The 10,515-nt window shown below is 69.1% G+C and carries 11 protein-coding genes; 5 read left to right on the top strand and 6 right to left on the bottom strand.

Annotated features, from left to right (window positions below):
* The 4 genes from Q7P21_RS15985 to Q7P21_RS15970 all read right to left on the bottom strand — a co-directional run.
* Nucleotides 1–377 (bottom strand): hypothetical protein (locus Q7P21_RS15985; protein WP_304177879.1); only part of this gene is annotated, 377 nt, incomplete at its 3' end.
* Nucleotides 378–421: 44 nt separating this feature from the next.
* Entirely contained in the window at nt 422–970 is a 549-nt protein-coding gene (locus Q7P21_RS15980) for a hypothetical protein (protein ID WP_304177877.1), read from the bottom strand.
* Nucleotides 971–1,145: 175 nt separating this feature from the next.
* The gene (locus Q7P21_RS15975; RefSeq protein ID WP_304177875.1) at nt 1,146–1,676 is read right to left on the bottom strand and encodes an SRPBCC family protein; all 531 of its coding nucleotides are present in this window, start codon (nt 1,674–1,676) and stop codon (nt 1,146–1,148) included.
* A gap of 117 nt (nt 1,677–1,793) precedes the next feature.
* Nucleotides 1,794–3,452 carry a carboxylesterase/lipase family protein gene (locus Q7P21_RS15970; protein ID WP_304177873.1) on the bottom strand — a complete coding sequence of 553 codons (1,659 nt, stop codon included), beginning with the start codon at nt 3,450–3,452 and terminating at the stop codon, nt 1,794–1,796.
* 157 nt (nt 3,453–3,609) lie between these two features.
* On the opposite strand from Q7P21_RS15970, the gene Q7P21_RS15965 reads away from it, so the two are divergent.
* Both Q7P21_RS15965 and Q7P21_RS15960 read left to right on the top strand, forming a co-directional pair.
* On the top strand, nt 3,610–5,265 hold the full coding sequence (locus tag Q7P21_RS15965; protein ID WP_304177871.1) for a sulfatase-like hydrolase/transferase: 1,656 nt from the start codon (nt 3,610–3,612) through the stop codon (nt 5,263–5,265).
* Entirely contained in the window at nt 5,265–6,248 is a 984-nt protein-coding gene (locus Q7P21_RS15960; RefSeq protein ID WP_304177870.1) for a formylglycine-generating enzyme family protein, read from the top strand. The genes Q7P21_RS15965 and Q7P21_RS15960 overlap by 1 nt, the downstream gene beginning before the upstream one ends.
* A gap of 6 nt (nt 6,249–6,254) precedes the next feature.
* On the opposite strand, the gene Q7P21_RS15955 is transcribed toward Q7P21_RS15960, so the two are convergent.
* Nucleotides 6,255–6,665, bottom strand: a complete 411-nt coding sequence (locus tag Q7P21_RS15955; protein WP_304171516.1) for a DUF1330 domain-containing protein — start codon at nt 6,663–6,665, stop codon at nt 6,255–6,257.
* A 3-nt stretch (nt 6,666–6,668) separates the two neighbouring features.
* Entirely contained in the window at nt 6,669–7,583 is a 915-nt protein-coding gene (locus tag Q7P21_RS15950; protein ID WP_304177868.1) for a haloalkane dehalogenase, read from the bottom strand.
* 116 nt (nt 7,584–7,699) lie between these two features.
* Between Q7P21_RS15950 and Q7P21_RS15945 the strand changes: the two genes are divergently transcribed.
* The 3 genes from Q7P21_RS15945 to Q7P21_RS15935 form a co-directional block, all read left to right on the top strand.
* Complete coding sequence (locus Q7P21_RS15945) at nt 7,700–8,794, top strand: MBL fold metallo-hydrolase (protein ID WP_304177866.1); 1,095 nt, start codon at nt 7,700–7,702, stop codon at nt 8,792–8,794.
* A 14-nt stretch (nt 8,795–8,808) separates the two neighbouring features.
* Entirely contained in the window at nt 8,809–9,831 is a 1,023-nt protein-coding gene (locus tag Q7P21_RS15940; protein ID WP_304177864.1) for a glutathione S-transferase family protein, read from the top strand.
* Between the two features lie 97 nt (nt 9,832–9,928).
* Nucleotides 9,929–10,515 (top strand): TetR family transcriptional regulator (locus Q7P21_RS15935; RefSeq protein WP_304177863.1); only part of this gene is annotated, 587 nt, incomplete at its 3' end.

Here is a 10,515-nt window from a genome sequence, read left to right as displayed (position 1 = left end):
GCGCGCAGGGCGGCGGCGCGGACCGCGCCCTCGGGCAGGTTGTCGTATTTGTGGGCCAGCTGATTGATCTCGGTGGTCACATGGGTGACCACGTCGGTGACGGCGTCGGAGCCGACCTGCTCGGCGTATTTGTGCGCCTCGTAGACGATGCGGTCGGTGAATTGCAGCATGCGCGCCATCAGGGCCTGGTCCTCGGCGCTGGGGGACAGCCGGTCCTCGGTCACGGCCATGAAGGCGCCGATATAGCCCTGGCAGCGATCGTCCTGGCGCAGATAGCCGATCCGCGCGTCCTCGCCATACTTCGGAATGGACTGAGCGTGGGCGTCGCCGGCGGCGGCGAGGGCCATCGACAGGCCCAGCAGGGTCATCAGCTTCATGGGCGGCCATCCTTTCCGTCGCGGTGATGGCGAGGTGAGAGCTCTCATTCGGGTCGGGCCAGGGCCGGCGCGCGGCAGGCCTTGGTGATCTGGTCGCGGTGGGCGGCCAGGCCGATCAGGGGGAAGCTGAGGCTGGAGGCGTTCAGGCGCTCACCTCTGAAGCCAGCGCCATCCACCCGCAGGCCGTCGTGGGCGAAGAGCTGGCCGATGAAGGCCGGGGCGTCCGACCGCCAAGCATAGGTCCCGTCCTCCGACACGGTCCAGACCGCCGGTTCGGCGGCGGGTGCGGATGGAACCGACGGGGGCGCGCCGTGATCCTGGAAGTCGTCGCTGGCGTTCAGCACCTGGGGTCCATCGGCGCCGCCGGTCGAGGGGCCGCCCCGGATCGGCAGATAGAGCCGCACCTCGGTCGCCTGGATCGTACAGTAGATCTTGAGGGTGGCGGCGCCGGCGCCGTCCGATGCGACCGAGAGCACCAGGTCCGACGGCGCCGATGGCTCGACATGCCAGACGTCGCGATGGCGGCCGAAATAGAGCGCCGCGCCCGTGGCCAGGACGGCGAGCAGCACGAGAATGAGGCGCGACGGCTTCACGGCGACTCCGGCTGCGGCGTCCGCAGATGTCGACAGAGACCCGGGGAGGCCAGCGACCGAAGCGGCGATCACACCCCAGGAACGCTTCATGGAACAGCGTTCGACAATGGGACGAAACCTCAGCTGTTACAAGCCGCCCCCGCCGCCGAGTGGGCGACGAGGGGGTGTCGCACGACTATTCGGGCAGGCGCGCCTCATACTCGCCGCGCAGGCTGCTCCAGTGGCTCCAGAACGGACCCGGCTCACGGCCCGCAACGCGGTCCGCCAACAGGTCGAGGTGGGCATGCCAGCCGGCGCTGACATTGAGCAGCGAGCCCCGGTCGAGGAGGCGGCGGTGAGTGACGGTGAGCAGAACCTCGCCGCCTTGCAGCTCCAGCTCGAAGGTCACGTCGCCCTCGCCCCAGCTGAAGGCCAGCAGGCGGGGCGGATCGACGCGCAGCACCTGGCTGTTCATCCGCCGCTCCTCCGGCATGCCCTCCGGCCGCGCCTCTTCGTGCGGGGTCAGCTCGCCATTGCGCCAGGTGAGTTCGACCTCGCCGCCGGCCGTCAGCGCCATGGGCCCGGAGGCCAGCCACTGACGGCGCAGGTCGCTCTCGGTCAGATAGGCCCAGACCCGCTCGATCGGGCCGGGCAACAGCCGCTGAATCCGCACCGTCGTGGTCTCGGTGCGCACGCCATAGGGGCTCAGGGTCGCCAGTTCACTCATCACCGTCTCCGTCCGTGACCCCTCGCGCCGAGGGGCTTTAATTCAACCATGAGGTTGAGTTAAAGCACTCCAGACCTCACTGTCAACCATTCGGTTGATTATAGCAGTCAGCGACGGTCAGCGCCCTGTCGGCGTCAGGGCGGCGAGGTCGCGCTCAACCTTGGCCGCGAAGAGGTCGCAGGCGGCGGTGCGGGGTCCGGTCCGGCCCACCGCGCCGTCCGAGGCGAAGTCCAGATAGGCGCCGGCGCCGGGCTTCGGCTTGCTCTGCGGCCAGACCGGCAGGCCCCTGGCGTTGGGCGAGCCGGTGCGGGCGAAGTTGGTCCAGTAGAGCTGGATCTGGTCGGTGAGTCGGACGTCGCGGGGCTGGTCGGCGGGGGGCTGACGCCAGCCGAACAGATAGGCCAGGTCCCACAGGTGCACCGCGCCCAGGGGCTCGTAACCGTGGGAGAATTCATAGCGCCAGGTGGGCGCGACGCGGGCATGCCAGCGAGCGGTGAGCGCCGCTCCGCATCGGAAAGTGACGTCGGTCTGGAAGGCCCAGATGGTGTCGCCATCCACGGGGCGGGTCAGGCCGGGCGCCGCATAGACCTTGGCCGCCTCGGCCGCGAGGTCCGGATAGGCGGCGTAGAACGCCGCGACCGCCTGCGTTCCCTCGGCCGCAAGGGGCGCGGGATTGTGGGTCAGGGCCAGGGGGCGGGCGGGATCGGCGGCGCTGGCCGCAGCCTTGGGCGTGCCGGTGACGCCCATGGCGTCAAAGTCCCCGTCCCGGGCGGTGGCCCCGACCAGCAGGGGCACGGGCGCCTCGCGCCCGGCGCGGAAGACCAGGCCCGGTTGTTCCGGCAGCACGTCGCCATCGACCACCGGGGTCCTCGGCTCCGCCTTTCGCAAGGCGGGATCGGCCGCCATGGCGTCGATCAGCTGCTGGGCGGGCCGCTGGCGCAGATCGGCGATGGAGCGGCCGCCGAGCCCGGCGACGAAGGTCGCGCCCGAAGCCTCGGCCTCCCTGAGCGTCGGCTGGACCGGCGTCTCGTCCAGGGCCGTGCCGCTGAGCATGGCGGCCTTGGCGAACAGGCCCCGGGCGCTGGGCGCGGTCATCAGGGCGGCGACGCTGTAGCCCCCCGCAGACTGCCCCGAGATTGTGACGTTGCGCGGGTCGCCGGCGAAGCGGCTAATATTGGTCTGGACCCATTGCAGGGCGGCGATCTGGTCCATCAGGGCGTAGGTCCCCGATCCATGGCCGGGCGATTCCGCCGACAGCTGGGGATGGGCCAGGAAGCCGAACATGCCCAGGCGGTAGTTGGCCGTCACCACCACCACACCGCGCCGGGCCAGCCGCGCACCGTCATAGCTGGGCTCGATGGCGCTCAGGCCCCGCGCCGAGCCGCCGTGATAGGCGCCGCCCGGAAAGAACACCAGCACCGGCAGAACCTGACCCACGCGATGCGGCGGGACCCAGACATTGAGATAGAGGCAATCCTCGCGGCTCTGGCCGGCCACGGCGCGGTTCCAGTCCATGGCCATCTGGGCGCAGGGCGCGCCGAACTGGCGGGCGTCGCGAAGGCCGGACCAGGGCTGGACCGGCTGGGGCGCGCGCCAGCGCAGGGGGCCCACCGGCGGGGCGGCGTAGGGCAGGCCCAGATAGCCCGCGACCCCGCCGTGCCAATCGCCCCGGACTTCGCCCGACGCGATGGCGACCGTCGGCGACGGCGGCGGGGCGGCGAGCGCGGCGCTCGCGACGAGGCTGGCCAGAAGCCCGAAAACAACCGATCGCCGCATGCCACTCTCCGTCCGACCACCTGGCGACATATCAGGGCCGATCAGGGCGGGCGGCAAGCCCCGCCGAGATTCCATCTATCGGCGCGCATGATGTCAATATATGGTCACGACGCCTGGGACCGGACGCTGAAGCCGGACCCGCTCGGAGGATCGCGTCATGAAGCGTTGGATCGGCGTTCTCGCCGTGGGGGTCGTGGCCGCCGCCGTGCTCTGGCACTACAAGCTGGACCTGCTGGTGAAGCTGGCCGTGCTGCGCCAGCCGCACATCGAGGCCTATCACCCGGTCAACTGGGTCCAGGGACCGCAGAGCCCGCCGGTGGTCCTGCCGGGCCAGACCCGGCCGCCGAACATCGTCTTCATCCTGGCCGACGACATGGGCTATAACGACATCACCTTCAACGGCGGCGGCGTCGCCGGCGGGGTCGTGCCCACCCCCAATATCAATGCCATCGGGTCCGGCGGGGTCGACTTCACCAACGGCTATGCCGGCAACGCCACCTGCGCCCCGTCGCGCGCCGCGATCATGACCGGCCGCTATCCGACCCGCTTCGGTTTCGAGTTCACGCCCACGCCGGTCAATTTCTCGCGCATGGTCGGCACCTTCAAGTCGCCCAATTCCCTGCACCCGCCGCATTTCGCCGCTGACAAGGCCAAGGGCATGCCGGACGTGGATTCCGAGGCCGTGCCGTCGTCGGAGATCACCATCGCCGAGCTGCTCAAGGGGCGCGGCTACCACACCATCCACCTGGGCAAGTGGCACCTCGGCGGGATCAAGGGTTCGCGGCCGGAGGACCAGGGCTTCGACGAGAGCCTGGGCTTCATCGCCGGCGCGTCGCTCTATCTGCCGGTCAAGGATCCGAACGTCGAGAACTCCAGGCAGAGCTTCGATCCGATCGACAAGTTCCTGTGGGCCAGCCTGCCCTGGTCGGTGCAGTACAACGGGTCCAAGCCGTTCCATCCGAACGCCTACATGACCGACTATCTGACCGACAATGCGATCGCCGGGATCAAGGCCAACCGCAACCGGCCGTTCTTCATGTACCTGGCCTATAACGGCATCCACACCCCGCTGCAGGCGACCAAGGCCGACTATGACGCCCTGCCCCAGATCAAGGACCATCGCCTGCGGGTCTATGGCGCCATGGTGCGCAACCTGGACCGCAATGTCGGGCGCGTGCTGGCCGAGCTGAAGGCGCAAGGGCTGGACGACAACACCATCGTGATCTTCACCAGCGACAATGGCGGGGCCAACTATATCGGCCTGCCCGACATCAACCGGCCCTATCGCGGCTGGAAGGCGAGCTTCTTCGAGGGCGGGGTGCATGTGCCGTTCTTCATGCGCTGGCCCGCCCAGCTGCCGGCCGGCAGCCGCTACAACAATCCCGTGGCCCATATCGACATCTTCGCCACCGCCGCAGCCGCAGCCGGCGCCAAGCCCCCGACCGACCGGGTGATCGACGGCGTCGACCTCGCCCCCTTCGCCGAGGGCAAGGTTCAGGGCCGGCCGCACCAGAACCTGTTCTGGCGATCCGGCGACTACCGCATGGCGATCGCCGGCGACTGGAAGCTCCAGACGCTGGACCAGCTGCACAAGACCTGGCTCTACAATCTGGCGACCGACCCGACCGAGAAGCAGGATCTGTCAACCAGCCAGCCCGCCCAGGTCGCCGAGTTGAAGGCCCTGATGGCGGCGCAGGACAAGCAGTTCGTGGCCCCCAAATGGCCGTCCCTGCTGTCGGGTGAGATCCCGATCGACCATCCGCTGGGGGTGAAGGACCAGCCCACGGACGAATATATCTACTGGGCCAACTGATGCGGGCGGGGCCGTTGCTGGCGGCGATCCTGGCGCTCGCGCCCGTCGCCTGCGCGCCTGCGCCGCCCAAGGCCTGCCAGGCGAACCTCGCCACGCCGGACCCGACCCATCCGAGGGCCGGAATGGTGCGGATCGCCGGCGGCCAGTTCCAGATGGGCGCGGCCGGCGTGCGGCCGGAGGAAGGCCCCGCGCACCCGGTGACGGTAGGATCCTTCTGGATCGACCGCACCGAGGTGACCAACCAGGACTATGCCCGCTTCGTCGCGGCCACCGGCTACCGGACCCTGGCCGAGCGGCCCCTGGACCCCAGGCTCTATCCCGGCCTGCCGCCCACCCAGATGCGGCCCTCGTCCCTGGTGTTCGTGGGCGCAAAGCCGGGCGTGGATCGGGGCGATCCCTCGGCCTGGTGGCGCGTGATCCCTGGCGCGGATTGGCGCCATCCCTCAGGACCGGGCAGCCATATCAAGGGCCGCGACACCCTGCCCGTGGTCCATGTCGGCTATGAGGATGCGCTGGCCTACGCCCATTGGCTGGGCCGCGACCTGCCGACCGAGGCGGAGTGGGAATACGCCGCCCGCGGCGGTCTCGACGGCGCGGCCTATGTCTGGGGCCAGCAGAAGCAGCCGGGCGGCAAGCCGCTCGCCAACACCTGGCAGGGGGTGTTCCCCTCGGTCGACGCCGGCGCCGACGGCTACAAGGCCCAGGCCGCGCCGGCCGGCTGTTTCAAGCCCAACGGCTATGGCCTCTACGACATGGCCGGAAATGTCTGGGAATGGACCCGCGACCTGTTCGCCCCCAATGCTCAGCCCACGGAGAGCGCCCTCGGGGCCTCGCCAGGCGGGCCGCCACAGCATCTGATCAAGGGCGGCTCGTTCCTCTGCTCCGACGACTACTGCTTCCGCTACCGCCCCGCCGCGCGCGAGGTCGGCCCACCGGACTCAGGCGCCTCGCACATCGGCTTCCGGACGGTGGTGCGGGAGTAGGTTTGCCTACGCCCGCATCTTGGTGCGAATGTTGAGTTGACCCGCGAGGCCCGCCTTGCGGTGATGCTCGATGGCGTGCATGCCGGGCGACATGGCCATGGTCCGGAACGCCTCCAGCGAGGGGTATTCGACCAGGGCGACCATGTCCCAGAGCTCCTCCACCTCGCCGATCATCAGGCTGGTGACGTCGCCGCTGAACAGCATGCGCCCACCCAGCTCGGCGACCAGCTTTGAGACCCCCTCGCCATAGCGGGCGTAGGCTGCGCGTCCGGAGAGCTCAGGTTCCGAGCCGTCCTCATAGGCGGCCTTGTCGCGGAACTTCAGCAGGTTGACCATGACGTAGGGGCCGTCCTCGGGGGCGCCGAAGAAGGCCTGGACCTGGGCCATGCCGGGGATGACGGCGTTCTCAACCTTCATGGCTCAAACCTTCTTCGCATGGGCGCGGGCAGCCAGCGCGTCGACCAGCTCGACGATCTCGGCCGGGGAATCCTCCTGCAGGAAATGGCCGCCGTGCAGGATGATGTGGGGCTGGCCCTGGGTCCCGGGCACGCGGGCCTGGAACACCTTCTCACCGCCGCCGCTGACCGGATCGGCGTCGGAGAAAGCGGTGACAAACGGCTTCTCGAAGGCCTCCAGCACGGTCCAGGCGGCGAGGTTCTCAGACACCTGGGCGTGCTCGGGCGTCACCGGCACCAGGGTCGGGAACTGGCGGGCGCCTTCCTTATAGCTTTCGTCTGGGAAGGGGGCGTCATAGGCGGCGACCTCGGCGGTGGTCAGCTCGCGCACCGAGCCGGCCTGCAGGAGGGCGCCGACCGCCATGATCGGGATCTTCTGGCTGAAGCTGAGCCAGTTGGCGAAGCCCTCCGTCATGCCCGTCCCGGTCGGCAGGCCGGTATTGGCCACGGCCACGGCGGCGAAGCGTTCGGGCATGGCCGCGACCAGGCGCAGGCCGATCAGCCCGCCCCAGTCCTGGCAGAACAGGGTGATGTCCGTGAGGTCCAGGCCGGTCAGCCACTGGCTCGTCCAGTCCACGTGGCGGGCATAGGTGTAGTCGGCGCGATCGGCCGGCTTGTCGGAGCGGCCGAAGCCGATCAGGTCCGGCGCCAGCACCCGATGGCCCAGGGCGACCAGGCCCGGAATGATCTTGCGATAGAGATAGCTCCAGGACGGCTCACCGTGCATCAGCAGCACCGGGGCCGCGTCGCGGGGGCCCTCGTCCACATAGGCCATGCGCAATGCGGTTCCGTCGGCGTCCGTCACCTGGGCGTAGCGTGGCGCGAAGGGCCAGTCGGCCAGCCCCTCGAAACGGTCGTCGGGCGTGCGCAGGACCTTCATCGGCCTCTCCCTCATTGACTTCTCGCCCCGATAGGCGAATTCTATTGGCAATAACAGTGTCATTATATCGGGCCGTGTCAACCGCCCGGCGACGCATGAGCCACGGGGACGAAATCATGAAGCCGCTTCGCAACATCCTGATCGGCGTGATCGGCGTCGCCCTGCTGCTCGGCGGCGGACTGTGGCTGGCGCGCGGCCAGATCGCCATGAAGATCTATCGGCGCGGCGCCGAGCAGGCCATGGCCTCCAACCCGTTCTCAAACCTGCCCGACGGGCTGCATGTGGGCCTCTGCGGCTCCGGCGCGCCCCTGCCCGATCCGCACCGGGCCGGACCCTGCACGGCGGTGATCGCCGGCGACAGGATGTTCATCGTCGACATCGGCGACGGGGCGACCCGCAACCTGACCCTGATGAACATGACCGCGTCCAAGGCCGACGCCCTGTTCCTGACCCACTACCATTCCGACCATATCGGCGGGCTGGGCGAGCTGATGCTGCAGCATTGGGCGGGCGGCGCCTCCAAGGCGCCCCTGACCATCTATGGGCCCCAGGGGCTGGAGAGCGTCGTGAACGGCTTCCAGTCGGCCTATGTGCTGGATCGCGGCTATCGCATCGCCCACCACGGCGAAAAGGTCGTGCCGCCCTCCGGCTTCGGCGGCGCGCCCCACGTCTTCGAGGTCCACAAGGACAGCCCCGACATCGTGCTGATCGACACCCCGGACCTGAAGGTCACGGCCTTCCCGGTGAAGCATGATCCGGTCGAGCCGGCCGTGGGCTACAAGTTCGTCTATAAGGGGCGCAGCGTGGTGCTCAGCGGAGACACCGCCCCGTCAGCCCGCGTCGAGGCCGAGGCCCGGGGCGCCGACCTGCTGGTGCACGAGGCCCTGTCGCCCCGGCTGGTGGGCATTCAGCGGGAGGCGGCCATCGCCGCCCATCGCGACAATATCGCCGCCATCAGCCACGACATACTGAGCTATCACACCACCCCGGAACAGGCGGCCGAGCTGGCCGAACGGGCGCATGTGAAATACCTCCTGCTCAGCCACCTGGTGCCCGGCATACCGATCCCGGGGCTGGAGGGACCTTTCGTCGGCGACGCCGCCAGCCGCTTCCACGGGACTTTCCGCCTGGGCCACGACGGCGACTTCATCTCCATGCCGGCCCATTCCACCCAGATCACCCGCAGCAACCGCATGCTGCGCATCCGTTGAGCCGGAGTGAGACCATGACCGACTCGATCGCCCTCTTTGGCGCGCCCGGCTCGCCCTACACCCGCAAGATGTTGGCCGTGCTGCGTTACCGCCGCATCCCCTATCGCCTGCTGCCCCGGACCGGGCGCGCGCTGGAAAGTCTGCCCAAGCCCAAGGTTGGCCTCCTGCCGACCTTCTTCCTGCCCAGTGACCAGGGCGAGCTGGAGGCCGTGACCGATTCCACCCCGATCATCCGGCGACTGGAGAGGGACCATGCGGGGCGCGGCGTCCGGCCGACGGACCCGGCGCTGGCCTTCCTCGACGCCCTGATCGAGGACTATGCCGATGAGTGGCTGACCAAGGCCATGTTCCATTATCGCTGGGCCTATGCCGACGATATCCGCAAGGGCGCCGCCGTCCTGCCCGGCTGGTCCGACTACAGCGTGGCCGACGAAGTCCTGGCCGAGCGTGGCAAGATGATCTCGGAACGCCAGATCAGCCGGCTCTATGTGGTGGGCTCGAACCCGACCACGGGCCCGGTGATCGAGGCCAGCTACAAGCGCTTCCTGGCCTTGCTCGAGGACCACCTGCGCACCCACCATTTCCTGATGGGCGATCGGCCGGGGACTTCGGACTTCGGGGTGTTCGGCCAGCTGACCCAGCTCGCCCATTTCGACCCGACCCCCATGGCCGTGACCCTGGATATCGCGCCGCGTGTCCTGGCCTGGTCGGGCAATATGGAGGACCTGTCGGGTATGGAGCCTGACGAGGCCGACTGGATCGCCACCAACCCCTTGCCGCGGACCCTTACCGCCCTGCTGGCCGAGATCGGCCGGACCTATGTTCCCGTCATGCTGGCCAACGCCCAGGCCCTGGCTGACGGAGCGACCGAGGTGCGGACCCAGGTGGACGGCCAGGCCTGGACCCAGTCGCCCTTCCCCTATCAGGCCAAGTGCCTGCAATGGCTCCGGGCCGATCACGGCGCCCTTCCCGCGACCAGCCGCGCCCAGGTCGACGCCTGGCTGGCGGGCTCCGGGTGCGACGCACTGTTCCGCTGAGGCCTGCGGGCTGGCGGAACCGCGCGGGGCCCGATAATCAGGGCGCGACATCATTTCGGAAGGAACCGCCTTGGCCCGCGCGGCGCGTGCGACAGAGTTGAAGGATGAGGCCCCCGCGCCCCAGGAGCAGGACGGCCGGCGCCTGCGCTCGATCGACAGCCGCGCGCGGATCGTCAAGGCCATGCTCCAGCTGATCGCCGAGGGCGACATGGTCCCCGGCGCCGAGGCCGTCGCCGCCCGCGCCGAGGTCGGCCTGCGCACCGTGTTCCGGCACTTCAAGGACATGGAGAGCCTCTATCGCGAGATGTCCGACGTCATGGAGGCCGAGGTCGGCGCCTTCTCCAAGACCCCGTTCAAGTCCACCGACTGGCGCGACAAGCTGGTCGAGCTGGTCGACCGCCGCGCCTACGCCTTCGAACGCATCGCCCCGTTCAAGCGCGCCTCCGATATCCACCGCTACAAGTCCGAGTTCCTCGACGCCGACAATTCCAAGCTGGTCGTGGCCCTGCGCCGCATCCTGCAGCGGGAAATGCCGCCGGAGATCCTGGCCGACACGACGACCTTCGAGGCCCTGGACCTGCTGCTCAGCTTCGAGACCTGGTCACGGCTGCGGCGCGAACAGGGGCTGAGCGTCAAGCGGGCGCGGGAAGTGCTGAGCAATGCGGTGCGGAAGGTGGCGGGGTA

The organism is Phenylobacterium aquaticum (assembly GCF_947378715.1).
In the GTDB taxonomy this organism is placed as follows: domain Bacteria; phylum Pseudomonadota; class Alphaproteobacteria; order Caulobacterales; family Caulobacteraceae; genus Phenylobacterium; species Phenylobacterium aquaticum_A.
Note: the sequence above shows the minus strand (reverse complement) of the source record. Positions and strands in the feature narration are given on the sequence as shown.